This window comes from Streptomyces sp. NRRL F-4489, assembly GCF_001509485.1.
Classification (GTDB): Bacteria; Actinomycetota; Actinomycetes; order Streptomycetales; family Streptomycetaceae; genus Streptomyces.
The window spans coordinates 152,249-171,091 of record NZ_LLZI01000112.1 but is presented as its reverse complement, the minus strand read 5'-3'; the positions used below and the strand labels follow the sequence as shown (position 1 = coordinate 171,091).

17 protein-coding genes are annotated in these 18,843 nt (G+C 74.5%); 7 read left to right on the top strand and 10 right to left on the bottom strand.

Annotated features, from left to right (window positions below):
* Positions 1 to 8 precede the first annotated feature (8 nt).
* From ADL22_RS11360 to ADL22_RS11350, 3 genes are all read right to left on the bottom strand, one after another.
* Positions 9 to 404, bottom strand: coding sequence for a tautomerase family protein (locus ADL22_RS11360; RefSeq protein ID WP_066976536.1), 396 nt, complete (start codon positions 402 to 404; stop codon positions 9 to 11).
* A 115-nt stretch (positions 405 to 519) separates the two neighbouring features.
* A complete protein-coding gene (locus ADL22_RS11355; RefSeq protein WP_324615533.1) occupies positions 520 to 1,188 on the bottom strand; it encodes a response regulator transcription factor in 669 nt (222 codons plus the stop codon).
* A 5-nt stretch (positions 1,189 to 1,193) separates the two neighbouring features.
* Positions 1,194 to 2,492, bottom strand: coding sequence for a sensor histidine kinase (locus ADL22_RS11350; RefSeq protein WP_066976533.1), 1,299 nt, complete (start codon positions 2,490 to 2,492; stop codon positions 1,194 to 1,196).
* A gap of 338 nt (positions 2,493 to 2,830) precedes the next feature.
* On the opposite strand from ADL22_RS11350, the gene ADL22_RS11345 reads away from it, so the two are divergent.
* Positions 2,831 to 3,391: a GlcG/HbpS family heme-binding protein gene (locus tag ADL22_RS11345; protein ID WP_066976530.1), complete on the top strand. Its 561-nt coding sequence runs from the start codon at positions 2,831 to 2,833 to the stop codon at positions 3,389 to 3,391.
* A gap of 63 nt (positions 3,392 to 3,454) precedes the next feature.
* On the opposite strand, the gene ADL22_RS11340 is transcribed toward ADL22_RS11345, so the two are convergent.
* The gene (locus ADL22_RS11340) at positions 3,455 to 4,042 is read right to left on the bottom strand and encodes a helix-turn-helix domain-containing protein (protein ID WP_066976520.1); all 588 of its coding nucleotides are present in this window, start codon (positions 4,040 to 4,042) and stop codon (positions 3,455 to 3,457) included.
* A 221-nt stretch (positions 4,043 to 4,263) separates the two neighbouring features.
* On the opposite strand from ADL22_RS11340, the gene ADL22_RS11335 reads away from it, so the two are divergent.
* Positions 4,264 to 5,100 carry an EamA family transporter gene (locus ADL22_RS11335; protein ID WP_066976517.1) on the top strand — a complete coding sequence of 279 codons (837 nt, stop codon included), beginning with the start codon at positions 4,264 to 4,266 and terminating at the stop codon, positions 5,098 to 5,100.
* A 68-nt stretch (positions 5,101 to 5,168) separates the two neighbouring features.
* Entirely contained in the window at positions 5,169 to 5,876 is a 708-nt protein-coding gene (locus ADL22_RS11330) for a B3/4 domain-containing protein (protein ID WP_066976514.1), read from the top strand.
* 86 nt (positions 5,877 to 5,962) lie between these two features.
* On the opposite strand, the gene ADL22_RS11325 is transcribed toward ADL22_RS11330, so the two are convergent.
* Positions 5,963 to 7,177, bottom strand: coding sequence for a beta-ketoacyl-[acyl-carrier-protein] synthase family protein (locus ADL22_RS11325; protein WP_066976504.1), 1,215 nt, complete (start codon positions 7,175 to 7,177; stop codon positions 5,963 to 5,965).
* Positions 7,178 to 7,426: 249 nt separating this feature from the next.
* Here ADL22_RS11325 and ADL22_RS11320 point away from each other — a divergent pair, with 249 nt between their 5' ends.
* Positions 7,427 to 8,023, top strand: coding sequence for a TetR/AcrR family transcriptional regulator (locus tag ADL22_RS11320; protein ID WP_066976502.1), 597 nt, complete (start codon positions 7,427 to 7,429; stop codon positions 8,021 to 8,023).
* Positions 8,020 to 8,859, top strand: coding sequence for an alpha/beta fold hydrolase (locus ADL22_RS11315; protein ID WP_066976500.1), 840 nt, complete (start codon positions 8,020 to 8,022; stop codon positions 8,857 to 8,859). Before ADL22_RS11320 ends, ADL22_RS11315 begins: the two co-directional genes overlap by 4 nt.
* 10 nt (positions 8,860 to 8,869) lie before the next feature.
* On the opposite strand, the gene narI is transcribed toward ADL22_RS11315, so the two are convergent.
* Genes narI through ADL22_RS11295 form a run of 4 tightly spaced genes read right to left on the bottom strand, consistent with a single transcriptional unit; the run spans position 8,870 to position 15,525 of the window.
* Positions 8,870 to 9,559 carry a respiratory nitrate reductase subunit gamma gene (narI, locus tag ADL22_RS11310; RefSeq protein WP_066976497.1) on the bottom strand — a complete coding sequence of 230 codons (690 nt, stop codon included), beginning with the start codon at positions 9,557 to 9,559 and terminating at the stop codon, positions 8,870 to 8,872.
* The gene (gene narJ, locus ADL22_RS11305; protein WP_066976494.1) at positions 9,559 to 10,152 is read right to left on the bottom strand and encodes a nitrate reductase molybdenum cofactor assembly chaperone; all 594 of its coding nucleotides are present in this window, start codon (positions 10,150 to 10,152) and stop codon (positions 9,559 to 9,561) included. The genes narI and narJ overlap by 1 nt, the downstream gene beginning before the upstream one ends.
* Positions 10,149 to 11,807: a nitrate reductase subunit beta gene (gene narH / locus ADL22_RS11300; protein ID WP_066976491.1), complete on the bottom strand. Its 1,659-nt coding sequence runs from the start codon at positions 11,805 to 11,807 to the stop codon at positions 10,149 to 10,151. Before narH ends, narJ begins: the two co-directional genes overlap by 4 nt.
* 1 nt (position 11,808) lies before the next feature.
* A complete protein-coding gene (locus ADL22_RS11295; RefSeq protein WP_066976488.1) occupies positions 11,809 to 15,525 on the bottom strand; it encodes a nitrate reductase subunit alpha in 3,717 nt (1,238 codons plus the stop codon).
* Positions 15,526 to 15,806: 281 nt separating this feature from the next.
* On the opposite strand from ADL22_RS11295, the gene ADL22_RS11290 reads away from it, so the two are divergent.
* On the top strand, positions 15,807 to 16,352 hold the full coding sequence (locus tag ADL22_RS11290; RefSeq protein ID WP_079064030.1) for a DUF488 domain-containing protein: 546 nt from the start codon (positions 15,807 to 15,809) through the stop codon (positions 16,350 to 16,352).
* A gap of 285 nt (positions 16,353 to 16,637) precedes the next feature.
* Positions 16,638 to 16,964, top strand: coding sequence for a chaplin (locus ADL22_RS11285; RefSeq protein ID WP_079064029.1), 327 nt, complete (start codon positions 16,638 to 16,640; stop codon positions 16,962 to 16,964).
* Positions 16,965 to 17,084: 120 nt separating this feature from the next.
* Here ADL22_RS11285 and ADL22_RS11280 read toward each other — a convergent pair whose 3' ends face one another.
* Entirely contained in the window at positions 17,085 to 18,752 is a 1,668-nt protein-coding gene (locus ADL22_RS11280) for an IclR family transcriptional regulator domain-containing protein (RefSeq protein ID WP_066976485.1), read from the bottom strand.
* Positions 18,753 to 18,843: the final 91 nt, after the last annotated feature.

Here is an 18,843-nt window from a genome sequence, read left to right as displayed (position 1 = left end):
CGGCGCCCTCAGTCCGGGTCCGGCAGGGCGTACTGGGCGAGGCCGTTGCCCAGTGACCAGTCGACCGACGCGTTCTCGGTCAGGGTGACGAAGACATTGCGCGGTTCGGTGCCCGCGTACTCCTCGGCCAGTTCGGCGATCCGCCGGTACAGCGCCCGCTTCTGGTCGGGTGTGCGTCCGGCGCGCAGGGTGATCGCGATGTAGACGATCCCGTCGTCGCGCTGGATGCCCAGGTAGTTCCCGTGCCGCAGGGTGCTGGTGACGCCGTCGTGGCCGACCAGGACCTGGAAGCGGTCCTCGGGCGGGATGCCGAGCGTCTCGGTCAGGGCGTCGTGCACGGCCCGGCTGAGCGCGTCCAGCCGGGCCGGGTCGGCTCGCAGTGCGTCGATGCGGACGAAGGGCATGGGAGGGGTCCTCTCCTGGGCCGGGGTCTGACCTGTTGTTGATGCTGGTTCCGTACATACTAGTAGGTACAGAGCCGGGAGACGCCCTCCTCCGTGGGGTCAGGGGCCCCGAGGTTCAGGGAATCAAGCGCTGTTCCTTGGCGGCCGCCACGGCGCCGGCGCGGGTGTCGACGCCGAGTTTGGTGTAGATCCGGACCAGGTGGGTTTTGACGGTGGCCTCGCTGATGAAGAGGGTACGGGCGATCTCGCGGTTGCCCAGGCCCCGGGCGAGCTGGCGGAGGATGTCCAGCTGGCGGTCGGTGAGCGCGGCCCGCGGGGCGCGGACGCGGGCCATGACCCGGCCGGCCGCGGGCGCGGACAGCGCCGCCCGGCCCTCGGCCGTGGCGTGGATCGCGGCGAACAGTTCCTCGGGCCGCTCGGCCTTGAGGAGGTAGCCGGTGGCGCCGACGTGGATGGCCCGGGTGACGTCGGCGTCGGTGTCGTAGGTGGTGAGGACCAGGACGCGGGTGCCCGGGACCTCGGCGAGCAGGCGGCGGGTGGCCTCGATACCGTCCATGCCGGCGCCGAGGCTGAGGTCCATCAGCACCACGTCGGGCCGCTCCTTGGCGGCGACGGCCAGGGCTTCCTCGCCGGTGGCCGCCTCGCCGACGACCTCGATGCCGGGTTCGGCGGACAGCAGCGCCAGCAGACCGGCCCGGACCACCGCGTGGTCGTCGCACAGCAGCAGGCGCACCCGGCGGCCGCCGGCAGCCCGGGGCCCGGGGGAGTGCGGGGCAGGGGGCACGGGGTTCACTCCTCGTCCTGGGCGGTGGCCGGGCCGGTCGTCCGGAGCGGGACCGCCGCCGAGACGACCGTGCCCTCCCCGGGGCGCGATTCGACGGTCAGGGTGCCGTCCAGCTGCCGCATCCGGGCTTCCATCGCCGGCAGGCCGTGGCCGCGGTGGGGGAGGGCGCCGGACGCGTCGCCGGGCGGCGGGGTGAAGCCGCGGCCGTTGTCGGCGATGTCCAGGACCACGTCCTCGTCCAGATAGCTGAGGGTGAGGACGGCGGCGGTGGCACGGGCGTGCTCGCGGACGTTGGCGACGGCGCCCTGCGCCACCCGCAGCAGGGCCGCCGCGACGGCCGGCGGGAGCGGGACCGGCTCGCCGTCCGTACGGAACGTCACGGTCGTCGGTCCGGGGGGCGCCGTGGCGCCTGTGCCGCCCGTATCGCGGTCGCCGTCGCCGATGTCGTTGCGGGTGTCGATGTCGTTGCCGGTGGCCGATCCGGTGGTCGTTCCGGCGGCGGTCTCGCGGCGGGCGAGGGCCCGTAGCGCGTCCGGCAGCCCGGCCCCGGCGGAGAGGTCGGCGGGCGCCAGGTCGTGGACGAACCGCCGGGCCTCGACGAGATTGCGCTCGGCGATGTCCGAGGCGGTGGCGATGTGCCGGCGGGCCGCCGCCGGGTCCTCGTCCCAGAGCCGGTCGGCGGCCTGGAGCAGCATCCGCTGGCTGGAGAGTGCCTGGGCGAGGGTGTCGTGGATCTCCCGCGACAGCCGCTCGCGCTCGGCCAGCACCCCGGCCCGCCGTTCGCTGGACGCCAGGCCGCGCCGGGTGCGGACCAGGTCGTCGATGAGCGTGCGCTGCCGCGCGGACTGCCGCCGCATATGGACGAAGACCGCCGCGGCCAGGCCGGTGACCACCGGCGGCACCACGATCAGCAGCGGATCCGGACCGTCGATGCGCACCTGGGCGACCACGACCAGGACGGCCAGCAGGGCGCTCAGCGCCAACGCCGCGCGTTCCGGGAGGAGTTGGAGCGCGGTGTAGAGGATGGCCACGGCGCTCCAGGCGAAGCTCGGGGCCTGGAGCACCAGCGCCACCCAGCCGGCGATGAACGCCCCGAACCACACCCGCTGCCAGCGCACCGGTACGCCTCCGCCGGCGGCGGGCCGGGCCGCGTACGCCACGGCCAGGACGGTGGTCAGCGCGATCACCCACCAGGTGTTGGGGGCGCCGGAGTGCCGGGTGAGGAAGCGGGCCATGGCGGCGATCAGGAGGAGTACGAAGGACGCCGAGATCACGGCCTCCAGGCGGCGGCCGGAGGAGGTCACGGCGGCGGCTTCCGGGGCCGGTCCGGGTGCCGTCGCGCATGCGCCGGGCGGGGACGCCGCGGAGCCGCGGCTCGGGTGCTGCACGTTCCTCCCCGCTCCGGCATGCATCCCTGGCCCGGTATCCATCCCTGATTCGGCATCCATCCCTGATTCGTAACCCGGCTCACGGACCGCGTCCGTCATCCGATCGGTGGACATCGGCGTCCTCCATCATGCTCCGCGACGGCATCCGCTCCGGCGAACGCGGCCCCCTCGGCGGCCGCCGACGATGGACGGGCCGTGGCCGCCCGCCGCGGCGCCGGGCCCCCGGTCCCGGACCGACGAACAGGAGCAGACCCATGCAGATGCCGTTCAGGCGTACCCGGATCCTCACCGGCGCGGCCGTGCTCGCCGCGGTGGGGGTGAGCGCCGCCGGAGCCCTCGCGGTCGCGGCCCCCGGCACCGGCGCCCGTGCCGCCTCCGCCGCCCCGGCGAGCCAGGCGCCCGCCACCGGCACCGTCACCACCGACCACCTGTCGATCGCCGCGGCGGGCAAGGCGGCGCGGGCCGCGCTCGACGCCGCCGAGAAGGCCGGTCAGCATGTGTCGGTGGCCGTGGTGGACCGCAACGGCAACACCGTCGCCACCCTGCGCGGCGACGGCGCCGGGCCGCAGTCGTACCGGGCGGCCGAGGCCAAGGCGTTCACCGCGGTGTCCTGGAACGCGCCGACCTCCGCGCTGGTCAAGCGCCTGGAGCAGGCACCCACGCTGAAGGACATCCCGGGCACGCTGTTCCTCGCGGGCGGCGCCCCCGTCCAGGCCAAGGGCGCGCCGATCGCGGGCATCGGCGTCGCGGGCGCGCCCAGCGGCGACCTGGACGAGCAGTTCGCCCAGGCCGGCGTCGCGTCCCTCAACGGCTGAGAACGGCCAACGGCTGGACCGCCACCGGCCCATGCTGAATCCGCCGCCCGGCGGCGGGCCGTATCAGGCCGCCGGGCCACCGCCGCCGGGCGGGAGGTGGACGGTCATGATCAGGTGGCACGTTTCCGTGCCCGCGCCCCGGTAGGTGTGCGGGGCGTCGCCGTCGAAGGCCGCGGTCTGCCCGGCCTCGACGGCGTGCTCGGTGCCGTCCACGACCAGCGTCATCCGGCCGGAGGTGACGCTGACGGTCTCCACGACCCCGGCCTGGTGGGGGTGGCTGGGGTACTCCTCGCCCGGCCGCAGCTCCCAGCGCCAGACCTCGACCGGGGCCGGCCCCGGGGTCGTCAGCATGAGCCGGGCCGCGCTGCCCCGCGCGCCCGTCCACAAGGGCTGCTGGGCGTCGGCGGACACGACCCGGACGCGCGCCTCGGCCTTGCCCTCCGTCAGGGCGGAGACCGAGACACCGAGGGTGTCGGCGAGCCGGACCAGGGTGGCGAAGTTCGGGTTGCCCTGGGCTTTCTCCAGCGCGACCAGGGCGCCCTTGCTGACCTGGGCGCGCCGGCCGAGCTCGTCCAGCGACAGGCCCGCGCGGGTCCGGGCCGCCCGGACGTTGTGGGCGAGCGTCCGCAGCGCCGCCTCGGTCTCGGTCATCCGATTCCCTTCTCGTGCGGGGAGCCCGCCTCGTCGCGTGGACCCCGTCTCGCGCGTGAATCCCGTCTCGCGGGTGGATCTTGCCAGGCAGGCACGGTCGTGTGACAGGCGCCCACGGTCACCCACGGTCGTTTGAGAGTGCCCCACGGTCGTTTGGTTGACACGGCCCGGTCGGTGCGATGTACCGTTCGGTCGTTCCATTCGATAGTAAGGGATGTACCGTGATCGCTCTGCTGCTGGCCCTGGGCAGCTCCCTCGCCTACGGGTGCGCCGACTTCCTCGGCGGCCTCGGCGCCCGCAAGGCCCATGTCCTGCGCACCGTGCTGATCGCCGCCCCGGCGTCGCTCGCGGTCGAACTCCTGCTGTGGCCGTTCCTCGGCGCCTCGTTCAGCCAGTCCGCGCTCACCTGGGGTGCCGCCTCCGGTGTCGCCTCGGCCGCCGCGTTCGCCCTGCTCTACCGCACTCTGGCGATGGGCCCGATGAACGTGCTCTCGCCGATCACCGCGCTGGTGTCCGCCATGCTGCCGGTCGGGGTGGGGCTGGTGCAGGGCGAGCACCTGGGCCTGGCCGGACTGGTCGGGCTGCCGCTGGCGCTGGTCGCGGTGGTGCTGGTCAGCGCCGGACACGGCACCGGGGCCGCGCGCCCGTCCCGTACCGCGCTGCTGCTGGCCCTGGGCGCGGGCGCGGCCATCGCGCTCCAGCTCGTCTTCCTGCACCAGGCGCCCGCCGACAGCGGCGTGGCCCCGCTGATCACCGGCCGGGCGGTCTCCTCCGCCGTCACCCTGGCCGCGGCCGGGCTGCTGTACCGCCGCCTCGGCACCGAGAAGCCCGCCTACGCGCTGTCGGCCACCGCCGGCGTCCTGGACTCGATGGCGAACCTGCTCTTCCTGCTGGCCGCCCGCAGCGGCGACCTCGCCGTCGTCGCCGTGATCACCGCCCTCTACCCGGCCGGTACCGTACTGCTCGCCCGCTGCGTCCTCGCCGAGCGCATCCACCGCGGTCAACTCCTCGGCCTGGGCAGCGCCGCCGTCGCCGTCAGCCTCCTCGCCCTCAGCTGAGACCGGGACCGACCGTACGCCCACCCAGAAAGCCCCCCCCGCACCGACACCGCAACCGGAGCCCGTCCATGACCACCTTCCGCATCACCCCCGCCGTCGCCGACGCCTTCCCCGGCGCGCTCATCGCCCTGGTCACCGCCACCGGCCTGCGCGGCCGCGAGCCCTGGCCCGCCACCGCCGCCGCCCTGGACGAGCTGGAACGGCGGCTCGCCGAAGGCAGTTGGCAGCCCGCCGACGAGAACGACCCGCGCATCGCCGCCTGGCACACCGCCTACCGCTCCTTCGGCACCAACCCCCGCCGCGTCCGCCCCAGCGTCGACGCCCTCGGCCGCCGCATGGCCAAGAAGGGCACACTGCCGCGCATCAACCCGGCCGTCGACTCCTACAACGCCGTCTCGGTCCGCCACGCCCTGCCGGCCGGCGCCTTCGACCTCGACCACGTCACCGGCGACGTCGAGATCCGTTACGCGGAGGGCGGCGAGGAGTTCACCCCGCTCGGTGAGCCCGGCACCGTCGAGCACCCCAAGCCCGGCGAGATCATCTACGCCGACACCACCGGCGTCCTGACCCGCCACTGGAACCACCGCGACGCCCACCGCACCCGCGTCACCGAGAACTCCACCAAGGTGGCGTTCCTCCTGGAGACCGTCGACGCCACCCGCGACGCCGACCTCCTCAAGGCCGCGGCGCACGAACTGGAGGGCCTGCTCGCACCGCACGCGGAAGGGATCGCGGTGCACTACCTCAGCCCCGGCGAGCCGCAGGTCACTGCCTGAGTCGCCCAACTGCCGCTATCTGCCGGGGGGTTGGAGGGAACGGGTGCGCGCGACGGTCCGGCCCGCGCACCCGTGCCCCCACCGCCTCACTCCGTGAACACCAGGCTGACGTTGTGCCCGCCGAAGCCGAACGAGTTGGCCAGTGCGGCGCCCCACCGGCCGTTGCGGTTCGCGCCGCGGACCACGTCCAGGTCGATCGCCGGGTCCAGCTCGTCCAGGTTGCGCACGGCCGGCACCACACCGTCCTTGAGGGCCAGCAGTGCGGCCAGCGCGCCGACCGCGCCCGACGCGCCGAGCAGATGGCCGGTCATCGACTTGGTCGCGGTGACGGCGGCGTGGTCGCCCACGGCACGCGCGATGGCCCGCGCCTCGGCCAGGTCGCCCGACGGGGTGGACGTGGCGTGGGCGTGGACGTGGCCGATATCGCGCGGGCCCAGCCCGGCGTCCCGCAGCGCCGCGTCGATGGCGCGCACCTGGCCGTCCACGTCGGAGGCGGTGATGTGGTCGGCGCTGGAGCTGATCCCCGCGCCGGCCAGGGCGCCGTACGCACGGGCGCCCCGGGCCCGCGCGAACTCGGCGCGCTCCAGCACCAGGACGCAGCCGCCCTCACCCATCACGAAGCCGCTGCGGGCAACGTCGAAGGGCCGGGACACCGCCTCGGGATCCTCCGACCGCGGTGAGAGCGCCTTCATCTGGGCGAACGCGGCCAGGGTGAACGGGTGCAGACTCGCCTCCACCCCGCCGGCCACCACCACGTCCACCCGCCCGGCGCGCAGCAGGTCCAGGGTCATCGCCAGGGCCTCGGCGCCCGAGGCGCAGGCGCTCACCGGCGTCCGCGCGCCGCCCTTCGCCCCCAGGTCCATACTCACCCATGCCGCCGGGCCGTTGGCCATCAGCATCGGGACCGCGAACGGCGAGAGCCGCCGGGCCCCCGACGCCTCGAACACGTCGTCCTGGCCGAGCGTGGTGAGTATCCCGCCGATGCCGGTGCCTATGACGACGGCGAACCGTACCGGGTCCACCTCGGGCGCACCGGCGTCCTGCCACGCCTCCCGGGAGGCGGCCAGAGCGATCTGCTCCACCCGGTCCAGCTTGCGCGCCTCGGCACGCGGCAGGCCGGCGGCCGGATCCCCGGCCAGCGGGGCCGCGACATGCACCGGCAGCCCGCCGGCCCACTCCTCCGCCAGGGCGCGCACACCCGACTTGCCGGCCAGCAGCGCCGACCACGTGGCCGCCGCGTCATCGCCGAGCGGGGTCATCGCCCCGGCCCCGGTCACCAGCACCGCACCGTTCTCCGCCATCCCGTCTCCTTCGCATACCTGTGGGGTCACCACAAAGGGCTTCTTGATCCTTCCTGGATGATGTCAGCGATCACCTCGCGGGTCAGGGCTGGCGTCAACCGATCCGATGCGGTGTGTGTTGTGGGGAGTCGATAAATGGGCGACGGGGGTACGTGCCTTATCAGGCCACCCCCGCGCTTGCTTACCTAGGGGCCCTAGGTTAAAACTAGGGGCCCTAGGTAAGAACGTCCGGATCTCCCAGGAGGGTGCATGGCTGCGCGGGCCGGTTTGACGGCGGAGCGGGTGACGGTTGCGGCGGCCGAGCTGGCGGACGAGGCCGGGCTCGACCAGGTGACGATGTCTCAGGTCGCGCGGCGGCTGGGGGTGAAGGACGCGAGCCTCTACTCGCACGTCCGCGGGCTTGAGGACCTGCGCGGGCGGATCGCGCTGCTGGCCGCGGACGAGAAGACCCTCCGCATCGCCGAGGCGATGGCCGGCCGGGCGGGCAGGGACGCGCTGGTCGCGTACGCCAACACCTGGCGGGAGTACGCCCACGCGCACCCGGGCCGCTACACCGCCACCCAGATCCGGATCCGCATCGACCCCGGACTGGCCGCCGCGGCGCCCGGACCGCGGCGCGCGGTGGAGCTGACCTACGGCCTGCTGCGCGGCTACGGACTGGCCGAGCCCGAGCTGACCGACGCGGTGCGGCTGCTGCGCAGCACGTTCCACGGGTTCGTCGCCCTGGAGGCCGCGGGCGGATTCGCGCACGAGCGGCCGCCCGAGGAGTCCTGGGTGCGCGCGCTCGACGCCCTGCACACCCTCCTGGAGAACTGGCCCGCATCCCGAGAAGGAGACCCCTCATGACCACGACGGTGACCACCGGCCGTCTGACGGTGCCCGGCGCGACCCTGCACTACGAAGTACGCGGCCAGGGACCGCTGTTGCTGCTGATACCCGGCGGCGCGGGCGGCGCCGCGGCCTTCGAGGGCATCGCCGGCGACCTCGCCGCCGCGTACACCGTGGCGACCTACGACCCGCGCGGGATCTCCCGCAGCGCGCTCGACGACCCGGACGCCGAGCAGAGCGTGGCCGAGCACGCCGACGACGCGTACCGGCTGCTGGCGGAGCTGTCGCCCGGCGAGCCGGCCCGGGTGTTCGGCCTCAGCTCGGGCGCGATCACCGCCCTCCACCTGCTCACCACCCACCCCGATCGCGTCCTGCGCGCCGTGGTGCACGAACCGCCGGTGGTGGAGGTGCTGCCGGACGCCGCGACGCACCGGGCGATGGTCGCGCGGGTGCAGGAGACCTTCCGTACGCGGGGGTTGATGCCGGCGATGGCCGAGTTCGCCGCGGGGCTGAAGAAGCCCGGCGCGACCGCGCTGCCGCAGCCGGAGCTGAAGCTTCCGCCGCAGGCCGCGGCGCGCGCCGAGCAGACGATGGCCAACCTGCCGTACTTCCTCGGACGCGTGGTGCCGCGCTTCATGGCCTACGTGCCGGACACCGAGCGGCTGGCGGCGCTGGCGGACCGGCTGGTGCTCGCCGGCGGCGAGGACTCGCGCGGTGAAGTCGCCTATCTCCCGGCCGCGTTCCTCGCCGAGCGGTTCGGCACGGAGCTGGTGCACTTCCCCGGCGGGCACACCGGCAGCACGACCCACGCCGCCGCGTTCGCGGCCCGGCTCGCCGAGACCTTCCGCGCCTGAGCGCCCGGCGTCACATCCCGGCGCCGCGGGCCCGGGAGCGGTAGACGATATAGGGGCGGAAGAGGTAGCCGACCGGCGCCGCGAAGGCGTGGACGAGGCGGCTGAACGGCCACAGGGCGAACAGGACCATGGCGAGCAGCGCGTGGACCTGGTATTCGAGCGGGGCGTGGGCCATCGCCGGGACGTCGGGATCCAGTTCGAACAGGCTGCGGAACCACACCGAGACGCCGAGCCGGTAGTCGTAGGGATTGGTGACCGACGAGGCGGTGGCGGTCAGGCCGGCCAGCAGGACCGCGGTCAGCAGGGGGAGGACCAGCCGGTCGCTGCGGCTGGTCGCCCGGCGGACCGCGGGCACCCGCACCCGCCGCCACAGCAGCACGCCCAGCCCGCCGGCCGCCGCCAGCCCGGCCGTACCGCCCATGGCGAGCGCGACGGTGTGGTACGCGGTCTCGCTGACCCGCAGCCGTTCGGTGATCCACTCGGGGACCAGCAGGCCCATGACGTGGCCGCCGATGACGAGGAACAGCGCGTAGTGGAAGAGCGGTCCGCCGACGCGCAGCAGCCGGGACTCGTACAGCTGGCTGGAGCGGGTGGTGAAGCCGAAGCGGTCGTAGCGGTAGCGCCAGGCCGTCCCGGCGATGAGCACGGTCAGGGAGAGATAGGGCAGTACGCCCCAGAGTGCGATGTGCAGGTGGGTCATCACCGGCGGACTCCTTCGTCGCCCGGGGTGGTCCGGAGCGGGAACGGAACGGGGGCGGTGGTGTCCGGCGCGGGCCGCGGCAGCGGGCCGGCGGCGGGCAGGGTGAGCCGGACGGCCCGCAGCACCTCGGTGTACGGGCTGCGGTGGTCGTCGAGCGCCTGGGTGAGCAGGTCGATCGCGCCGCGGTAGCGGTGCAGCAGGGGCGTGCCGCCCCGCGGGCAGCGGGCGGCGAACTCCAGCATGGCGGGGAGGAAATCGGGCAGTTCCCCGGCGTCCGGCTCCCAGCCGTGCGCCCGGTAGTGGGCCTTGAGGCCGGCCAGCGACGCGCCGCGGCGGCGGGTGTCGCCGTCGGTGTAGTGGGTGAGGTGGAGGGTGCGGCGCCGGCTGCGGTCGAAGGTGGTGACATAGCGGGCCGCGAGGTCCAGCGGCGGCACCTGTGCGGTGGCTCGGCCGAAGTCGAGGAGCAACGCCGCCTCCGGGCCGCCGAGTCCGGCCAGTGCGGCGGTCACCTTGGCGATCCGCTCCGGCCAGTCGGGGCCGGGGTAGGACAGGAGGAGGGCGGCCGCCTGGTGGATCGCCCGGTGGTGGATCATCGGTCGTGCTCCGTTCCGCCGCGCGGCGGGAAGAGGCCGCTGGGGCGTCCGCGGCCGTTCCAGTTCAGCAGGTTGAGGCGGCCGCCGAGCCGGCTCGCGGTGCCGGCGGGCGCCGGGACGGGCGGGGCGTGGAAGGTGTCCGCGGAGTACATCCCCGGCCCGCCGGCGCCCTCCAGGCTGCACCCGGCGTGCCCGGCGCCGCCGGTGGGGTTGCCGTCCCGGTCCGCGCCGGCCGCGTAGCCGGTGGGGATGACGTACCGCTCCTCGTACTTGGCCAGCGCCAGCAGCCGGTACATCGCCTCGATGGACTCCTGGTCCATCCCGACCCCGCGGGCGATGGCCGGATCGCGCTCCTCGCCGAGGTTGATCCGGCGCATGTGCGCGCGCATCGCGGCGAGCCGGCACAGCGCGGCCTCGACCGGCCCGGTGTCCCCGGCGGTGAACAGCCCGGCCAGGTATTCCAGCGGGATGCGGAGGGTGTCGATGGCGCCGAAGAGGTTGGCGGGGTCCTCGCCGTCGTGGCCGCCGCGGGTCAGCGCCTCCACGACGGGGGAGAGCGGCGGCACGTACCAGACCATGGGCAGGGTGCGGTACTCCGGGTGCAGCGGCAGCGCGACGCGGTAGCGGGTGATCAGGTCGCGGACGGGGGAGCGGCGGGCGGCGGTGATCCAGTCGTGCGGAATGCCCGACTCCTCGGCGGCGCGCACCACCTCGGGGTCGTGCGGGTCGAGGAAGCAGTTGAGCTGCGCCTCGTAGAGGTCCCGCTCGTCGGGGACGGCCGCGGCCTCGCCGGCCCGGTCGGCGTCGTAGAGCATCACGCCGAGGTAGCGCAGCCGGCCGACGCAGGTCTCCGAGCAGACCGTCGGCTCGCCCGCCTCGATGCGCGGGTAGCACAGGGTGCACTTCTCGGCCTTGCCGGTGGTGTGGTTGAAGTACACCTTCTTGTACGGGCAGCCGCTGACGCACATCCGCCAGCCGCGGCAGCGGTCCTGGTCGACCAGGACGATGCCGTCCTCGATGCGCTTGTAGAGGGCGCCGGAGGGGCAGACCGCGACGCAGGTGGGGTTCAGGCAGTGCTCGCAGATCCGCGGCAGGTAGAACATGAACGCCTGCTCGTACTCCAGCTTCACCTGCTCGTTCATCCGGCGCAGCACGGGGTCGCCGGCGAGGTGGTCCGGTCCGCCGCCGAGGTCGTCGTCCCAGTTGGGGCCCCAGGTCACCGCGGTGGGCCGGCCGTCGGTCAGGGAGCGGGGGCGGGCGGTGGGCAGGTCGTCGCCGAGTGGCGCGGAGATCAGCGTCTCGTAGTCGTAGGTCCAGGGCTGGTAGTAGTCGTCCAGGGCGGGGAGTTCGGGGTTGGCGAAGAGGCGGGCCAGGCGGCGGGCGCGGCCGCCGGTACGCGGGACGAGCCGGCCGCGGCCGTCCAGCCGCCAGCCGCCCTGCCACTTCTCCTGGTCCTCGTGGCCGCGCGGGTAGCCCTGGCCGGGGCGGGTCTCGACGTTGTTGAACCACGCGTACTCGGTGCCCTGGCGGTTGGTCCAGGTCTGCTTGCAGGTGACCGAGCAGGTGTGGCAGCCGATGCACTTGTCGAGGTTCATGACCATGGCGACCTGTGCCATGCAGCGGCCGATGCGGGGGGTGGTGGTGCGACGGGGCATCTCAGTACTCCACGTGCTGGGTGCGGCGGCGGATGACGGTCACCGCGTCGCGCTGGTTGCCGGTCGGTCCGTAGTAGTTGGGCGCGAACGACAACTGGCCGTAGCCGCCGATGAGATGGGTGGGTTTGATCAGCAGGCGGGTGAGGGCGTTGTGCACGCCGCCACGGCGCCCGGTGGCCTGGGTGCGGGGCACGTTCACCAGCCGTTCCTGGACGTGGTACATGAACACCGTGCCCGGCGGCATCCGGTGCGAGACCACGGCCCGGGCGGTCACCACGCCGTTGGGGTTGACCGCCTCGATCCAGTCGTTGTCCGCGGCGCCGATGGCCTCGGCGTCCGCCACGCTCATCCAGATCACCGGTCCGCCGCGGGCCAGGGTCTGCATCAGCAGGTTCTCCTGGTACTCGGAGTGGATCGACCACTTGGAGTGCGGGGTGAGGTAGCGGACGGTCACCGAGCGCTCGCCGTCGCCGCCCGGGCCGGACCCGGCGGCCGGGTCGCCGGTGCCGCCGAGGAACGCCGGGCTCAACGGCGGCCGGTAGATGGGAAGTTGCTCGCCCAGCTCGGCCATCCAGTCATGGTCGAGATAGCAGTGCTGACGGCCCGTCAGGGTGTGCCAGGGCTTGCGGTGCTCGGTGTTGATGGTGAACGGGGCGTAGCGCCGGTCCGGGGCCTCCTTGCCGGACCACTCGTAGCTGCTGCCGACCTGCACCGGCCGGGCCTGGGTGTCGGAGAACACCACCCGGCGCTCCCGGACCGCCTCGGCCAGCCCGGCGAAGCCGCTGCCCGGACCGCAGCGCTCGGCGAGCCGCTCGAACCCCTCGGCCGCCAGCCGCCCGTTGGTCGTCCCGGACAGCGCCAGGATCGCCTCGCACAGCTTGACGTCGGTGTCCAGCAGCGGCCGGCCGCGCGCGGGCCCGTCCGGCGCCGTACCGCACCGCTCGGCCAGCCGCCGCACCTCGGGCACCGGCCGGACGGTGACGCCCTTGACCGTCATGCCCTGCTCCTCGGCCAGCGGTCCGAACGCGGCCAGTTTCGCGGCGACCGCGCGGTAGTCCCGTTCCACCACGGTGAAGTGGGGGAGGTTGCGGCCCGGCTCCGGGGGCGCGCCGTCCCGCCAGTCGCACACGGTGCCGCCGGGCTGGGCGGTCTCGCCGGGGGTGTCGTGCTGCGGCGGGGTCGCCAGCAGGTCGTAGGCGGTGTCCAGGCGGCCGGCGGCCAGTTCGCTGAAGCGGGCCGCGAGACCGTGGAAGATCTCGAAGTCGGTCCGGGCCTGCCAGGGCGGATTGATCGCCGGGGAGAAGGCGTGCACGAACGGGTGCATGTCCGTACTGGACAGATCGTGCTTCTCGTACCAGGTCGCGGCCGGCAGGACGAGGTCGGCGAGCAGGGTGGTGGAGGTCATCCGGAAGTCCAGGGCCAGCAGCAGGTCCACCTTGCCGCGCGGCGCCTCCGCGTGCCAGACCACCTCGCGCGGCCGGCTGCCCTCGGGGGCCTCCTCGGCCCGCGCGTTGTCGCTCGCGCCCAGCAGATGGCGCAGGAAGAACTCGTTGCCCTTGGCCGACGAGCCGATCAGATTGGCCCGCCACACGGTCAGCACCCGCGGCCAGTTGGCCGGATCGTCCGGGTCCTCGCAGGCGAACGCCAGCCGCCCGGCGGCGAGTTCGGCGGCCACCCACTCCCCGGGCTCATGCCCCGACTCCCGCACCCGCCGCCCCAGATCGAGCGGATTGGCGGTGAACGCGGGCGCCGACGGCATCCAGCCCAGCCGCATCGACTGCGCCACCAGATCGGCGGTGTGCCGGCCGGCGAACGCGGCGCGCCCGGTCGGCGAGGCCAGCGCACCGGCGTCCTGGCCGTCGTACCGCCACTGATCGGTGTGCAGATACCAGTACGGTGTGCCGGCCATCTGCCGGGACGGGCGCACCCAGTCAGCGGCGGACTGGAGCTGCTGCCAGCCGGTGTACGGGCGCACCTTCTCCTGTCCGACGTAGTGCGCCCAGCCGCCGCCGTTCACGCCCTGGCAGCCGGTGAGCAGCAGCAGGGTGAGGAAGGAGCGGTAGATGGTGTCGGAGTGGAACCAGTGGTTGGTGCCCGCGCCCATCACGATCATGCAGCGGCCGCGGGTCTTCTCCGCCGTCCCCGCGAACTCCCGGGCCGCGCGCACCACCGCCGCGGCCGGCACCGAGGTGATCGTCTCCTGCCAGGCCGGGGTGTACGGGCCGGCGGGGTCGTCGTAGCCGGCCGGCCAGTCACCGGGCAGCCCCGGGCGGGCCACCCCGTACTGGGCGAGCAGCAGGTCGAAGACGGTGGTCACCCGGCGCCCGGACAGCTCCCGCACCGGGACGCCGCGCCGCACGGACCCGGGGGAGTCGAAGCGCGGCAGCAGCACCTCGGCGCACTCCGCACCCTCCTGATGGAACGTCAGAGTGGGTTCCACATCGCCCAGTTCGAGGTTCCAGCGGCCGATGCCGCTCTTCGACCAGCGGTCGCCGAGCGTGCCGTTGGGGACGACCGGCCTGCCGGAGGCCGCGTCCACCAGCACCGGCTTCCACGCCGCCGCCGCGCCCGCGTCGGCGTCCAGCCCCAGAGCGGCCGCGGTCAGGAACTTCCCCGGCGTCACCTTCCCCTCGCGCTCGTCCAGTTCGACCAGGAACGGCAGATCGGTGAAGTGCCGCACGTAGTCGGTGAAGTACGGCACCTGCCGCCGCACGAAGCACTCGGTGAGGATCACATGCCCCATGGCCATCGCCAGCGCCCCGTCGGTCCCGGGGTGCGGATGCTGCCACTCGTCGGCGAACTTGGTCGCGTCCGCGTAGTCCGGGGAGACCACCACCACCTTCTGGCCGCGGTAGCGGGCCTCGGCCATCCAGTGGGCGTCCGGCGTGCGGGTCACCGGCACGTTGGAGCCCCACAGCATCAGATACGCCGCGTCCCACCAGTCACCGGACTCCGGGACATCGGTCTGGTCGCCGAAGACCTGCGGTGAGGCGATGGGCAGGTCCGCGTACCAGTCGTAGAACGAGATCATCGGCGCGCCGATCAGCGACATGAAGCGCGCCCCCACCGCGTGCGAGGCCATCGACATCGCCGGGATCGGGGAGAACCCGGCGATCCGGTCCGGGCCGTACGCGGCGATGGTGTGGACGTGCGCGGCGGCCGCGATCTCCAGCGCCTCGTCCCAGCCGATCCGCACCAGACCGCCCTTGCCGCGCGCCGCCTGGTAGCGGCGCCGCTTGGCGGGATCGCCGGTGATCTCCGCCCAGGCCGCCACCGGGTCGCCGAGCCGCTCCCGCGCCTCGCGGTACAGCTCCAGCAGCACCCCGCGGACGTGCGGATGGCGCACCCGGGTCGGCGAGTAGGTGTACCAGGAGAACGACGCCCCGCGCGGGCAGCCGCGCGGCTCGTACTCCGGCCGGTCCGGGCCCACCGAGGGGTAGTCGGTCTCCTGTGTCTCCCAGGTGATCACGCCGTCCTTGACGTAGACCTTCCACGAGCACGAGCCGGTGCAGTTGACCCCGTGCGTGGACCGCACGACCCGGTCGTGGGCCCACCGCTCGCGATAGGGCGCGTCATTGACGCGCTGATCGGCCCGGTAGACCGCCCGGAGATCCGGGCTGGCCGGGGTCCGCCGCAGCGTCGTCCCCACCTTCAGCAACTGCTCCGCGGCCAGCGCCGCGACTCGTTCGGCTTCCTTACGGGCACCGCGTCGTACCACCGTCGTCGCTCCTTCCAGGGCACGCGGGCGGCACCGGCCGCCTGGCCCCCCGCACCGGACCGGTCGCGTTCCGCTCGCGGTCCAGCTTCACGACGCGGCGCCCCCATCGGGGCGCCCTCCCCGCAGAGTTGAGGAGAGTTATACGGAGTTTTTCTTGCCCTTTGCAATACTTGCCAATGGCATGTACTTCGAACCGGTGACGGCGTTTGCGCTGTGCAATGCTTAGGGCTGGGGGCGTCCCGGCGCGGGCCGGGAGGATCGCGGCGGCGCGAGGAGCTCGTATGAGGAGCGGTGGGGAACGGCCCGAGGACGGGACCGGGGCCGCGGGGGAGACCGCGCTCCGGGTGTGGACGGAGTCGGTGTACGCGGCCGCGCGCCCCTGGCCCGGTACGCGGGTCCTGGTCGACCGGCGCCTGCCGCTCGGCCGCCTGGCCAGGAGCGCCGTACCGGACGTCTGGCTCGCCGCGGTCGCCCCGTCGGCCGCGCTGTGGCGCTGGTACGGGACGCGCGAGGAGCGGTACGAGGCGTTCGCCCGCCACTACGAGCAGGAGCTGGCGGAGGCGGTCCGGGCCGCCGGACTGCGCCGGCTGCGGGCGCTGGCCGGCCGCGGCCCGGTCGTGCTCCGGACCGCCGTCGCACCGCTCCACCTCAGCCACGCCCGGGTCCTCGCCCGGTGCCTGCTCACGGGCGGGGCGGCGGCCGGCCGGTCCGGGGAGGGCGGGGAGGCGGCCTGCTGGCTGGGCGCGGTGTGCGCCGGCTGCGGCCGGCTGGTCACGGCCGGGGGCGCGGTCCGCTGCCCGTACTGCCAGGCGTCAACCCCGCGCTGACCGGGGGTCCGGTCCGCGACGGAGCAGGTTTGGCCCGCCCCGGGGGAGTCAGGAGCCGGCCTGCCGTGCCGGCGGGGTGGCGGCGTACCTGGTCGCGCCGGTGACCGGGGGCCGCCGCCGGACCGGGGTGCGGGCGGGGGAGCGTCAACCGTCGTCCGATTGGCGGCGTCCGGAGCGACGCGAAAGAGGGAATTGCGGGCCTATGCCCTCATGGTGACGGTGTGTATGCCGAAGGGAAGAGCAGAGAGCGGCGTTGGGTCGCTTGGATTGATCGAAAGGTTCGGAATGTCACGGATCACACGGATTACCGCTGTGGCTGCTCTGGCGGCCGGGACCGCTCTGGGTGGAAGTTCGGCCGCTTTCGCCGACAGCGGTGCGGGCGGTGGCGCCGTCGGGTCGCCCGGCGTGCTGTCGGGCAACGTCATCCAGATCCCGGTGCACGTTCCGCTCAACGTGTGTGGCAACACCATCGACATCATCGGGCTGCTGAACCCGGCCTTCGGGAACACCTGCATCAACTCCCATGAGCGGCGGCACGTGATCGTTCGCCACCACCACCACCACTACAAGCACCACCACAAGGGCCACCACGGCAAGGGCGGCCGCCGCTGAGCGCCTGACGGCGCGGCTCCCCCGCACCGGCCCCGCCCCGTTCCTGCGTCCGTCACCTCGGGCAGGAGCGGGGCGGGGCCCTTTGCGTACCCGGGGCCCGCTGTGCCGCCGCGGCGCCGCTCAGGCCGCGGGGGTGCCGGTCCACCGGCCGACCGCGGCCAGGTCGGCCCCGATCCGCCCGGCCGCCTCCCGCAGCGCCGGCAGCAGCGCCGCCCGGCTCTCCTCGGGCGTGCCCCGGCCGGCGTGCAGGGCGACGTTGACGGCGGCGACCACCCGGCCGTGCCCGTCGCGCACCGGCACCGCCAGCGAGCGCAGCCCCTCCTCCAGCTCCTGCTCGACCAGGGCGTGCCCGTCCCGCCCGGCGGCGGCCACCGCCCGGGCGAGCGCGGCCCGGCCGGCCACTGTGTACGGCGTCAGCGGCCGCGGTGCCACCCGGCGCAGGAACGCGGCCCGTTCGGCGTCCGGCAGCGCGGCCAGCAGGACCCGGCCCATCGCCGTGGCGTACGCGGGCAGGCGGGTGCCGACCGTGAGGTCCAGCCGCATGACGCGGGTGGTCGGGACGCGCGCCACATACCGGATGTCATCGCCGTCGAGCACCGCGGCGGACGCCGACTCGCCGACCCTGCGGACCAGATCGACCAGGTGGGGCCGGGCGATCTCGGGCAGCGGGAGCCCGGACAGCCGCGCGCAGCCCAGCTCCAGCACCCGCGGCAGGAGGCGGAAGCCCTCGTCGTCGGCGGCCACGTAGCCCAGGTGGCGGAGGGTGAGCAGGGACCGGCGGGCGGTGGCGCGCGGCAGGCCGGTGGACCGGGCGATCTCGGCGAGCGGCGCGCCGTCCGGTGCCGCGCCGAGCGCGCACAGCACATCGAGGCCGCGCGCCAGGGACTGGAGGAAGCCGGAGCCCAGCTCCTCCTTGAGCGCGCCGGCGGAGGGCGCGGCGGCCGGGGCGGGCGGCGCGGGGCGCGGCGCGGCGAGCCGGCGCTCCATCTCGGCCACGGTCTCCCGCAGCGGCGGCAGGGCGTGGCCGGCCAGCGAACCGGCGTCGTGGCGGCTGGTGTGGCTGACCACGCTGAGCGCGCAGACCGGCGCGCCGGACGGATCGCGGACCGGGAGGGCGACCGCCACCAGGCCCGGTTCGATCAGCTGGTCGTCCAGGGAGAAGCCGCGGTCCCGGGCCGCCCGGACGCGATCCAGGAACGCGGCGGCGACCTCGTCGGGCCGGGCCGGGGCGGGGCGCGGCGGTACCGCGGGGAAACCGGTGTGCAGCGGGTCGCGGCGCAGCCGGAGCAGCCAGCGCGCCTGCTGCTCGGCGTCCCAGCCGTCGGCGAACAGGGCGCCGGGCGCGCACCGTTCGGCGGGCAGCAGATCGCCGATGCGGAACGCGATCGCCATCGTGCGGCGGCGGGTGGCCTGGGTGACGAAGCGCACCCCGTCCCCGTCCGGCACGGCCAGCGACACCGACTCGTCGAGGCGGTCGGCGAGGTCCACCGCGAGCGGGCCGAGGAGTCCGGGCAGACCGCTGGCGGCCAGATAGGCGTTGCTCAGCGCCATCGCCCCGGGGGCGAGCAGCAGATCGCGGCCCTCGGCGCGCAGATGCCCCAGCCGGGTCAGGGTGGTGGCGATGCGGTCGACGGTGGAGCGGGCCAGCCCCGTGGCCCGCGCCAAGTCGCCGGGCCGCTGCCGGACTTCGGGCGCGGCGCCCATCGTGCGCAGCAGCGCCAGGCCGCGGGCCAGCGGGCCGACCAGCTCGGCGGGGGCGTCGGGGAAGCGCGGATCGGGCTGCGGCATGGCGGACGCTCCTGGTCGTTCGGGCCCCGGCGGCGCGGCGCGGCGTACGGGCCATTGACAGTGCGCCAGCAGGGGCGGACACTCTGCCCAC